The 1,421-nt window shown below is 70.4% G+C and carries 1 protein-coding gene; it reads right to left on the reverse strand.

Translation table 11 applies throughout. The features are described 5' to 3' along the window. Positions 1–21: 21 nt before the first annotated feature. The gene (locus tag AC0IW9_RS30320) at positions 22–1,341 is read right to left on the reverse strand and encodes an IS701 family transposase (protein WP_471652026.1); all 1,320 of its coding nucleotides are present in this window, start codon (positions 1,339–1,341) and stop codon (positions 22–24) included. Positions 1,342–1,421: the final 80 nt, after the last annotated feature.

Genomic DNA, 1,421 nt, shown 5'->3' on the forward strand with positions numbered 1-1,421 from the left:
CACTACCTGGGCAGTCCGAAATCAGGTGGTGGCCTGAGCTTGCGATGGCAGTGCGGACATCGGATCGGGGCGACGAGGTCGGCGAACAGCTGCGTCATGATGGCGCGGCGCACGGCCGGCAGGCTCGGCGATGGTGGCGGTCCCGGAACCTGGCCCAGCATTTTTTCCCGACCCCGCCGAGCGGTGCCCGGCGAGGCGGAGGTGCTGCAGCCAAGCAAAGGCCATGCAGGTCATCAGCGCGTGTCGGTGCAAGCCGGTCCAGGACCGCCCCTCGAAGTGGCCCAAGCCCAGCTCTTGCTTGAGCTGCTGGTGCGCCTGCTCGCAGACCCAGCGCGCCTTGATGGCGGCCGCCAGGGCGCGGAGCGAGGTCCGAGGCGGCAGGTTGGACAGGTAGTATTTGCGCTCGCCGCTCGAGCGCCACTCGCCCACCAGCCAGACCGCGTCGCCTGGCAGATGCCGGTTGTTGGCCCAGACCGCCCCGTCACCAACCCGGATCCGGGTGGCAGCAAAGCGGGCGACAAGCGGGCCCTTGGTGCCCTGCCGCCAGGTCACCCGGCGCCAGGGCAGGTTGGCGAGCACCGCCTCCGCGTCCTCGGGTTCCTGGTCCGGCACCGGGCGCCGCTTGCGGCCGCCGGGCGGGACCAGCTCAACATCGGCGCCATAGACCTTCTGGTTGCGCGGGATGCCCACCGCCCAAGCCAAGCGCCGCTCGCTCAAGCCCTGCCGGAACATCGCGCTCGCGCCATAGCCGGCATCGGCCAGCACGATGCCGAACCGCACCCGGGCGGCGAGCAGCCGGTCCAGCTCGGCCAGCGCAATCGCGCCCTTGCTGCGGGCCACCACCTCTGTCTCCGGCACGCCAGCGGCGGCGCAGCGCTCGGGATCGTCCGTCCAGCTCTCTGGCAGAAACAGCCGCAGCCCCACAGGCACAGGCACCTCCGCGCCAGCCAGGGTCAGTGAGACCAGCGCCTGGCAGTTCGCCCGCTTGCCCAGCTGGCCACAGTATTGCCGCTCCACCCCGACCGAGAGCGTGCCCTTCTTCGGCAACGCCGTGTCGTCGATCACCAGCGCCGCCCGAGGCCCACCCACCAGCCGATCCGCCTGCGCGGCCAGAACCCGCCAGAGCGGGGTATCGTCCCAGGCCGGGCTGGCGATGAAGTGCTGCAGCTGATCATGGCCCGACAACCCCAGGCACGCTGCCATCGGCTGCAGGCTCTTGCGCTCGCTCGGGCCCAGCAGTCCACGCAGGTAGAGCGGCGCCCAGAGCCGCCGCTTCTTGTGCCCGACCGCAGCCAGGAACGGCTCCAGCCAGCTGTCCAGATCCGGCATCGCGCGGCGCATCGCACGCCTTCCTAAACCAAGCCGTCTCAGCCCAGCTCAGACAACGCACATCAGCCGCAATAGTGCCCAGGTAGTGCTAG

The organism is Belnapia sp. AC561, assembly GCF_979252845.1.

What these genes read in the sequence shown, in the direction of transcription:
- AC0IW9_RS30320 (WP_471652026.1), bottom strand. Translation starts at nt 1,341, where the DNA reads ATGCGCCGCGCGATGCCGGATCTGGACAGCTGGCTGGAGCCGTTCCTG.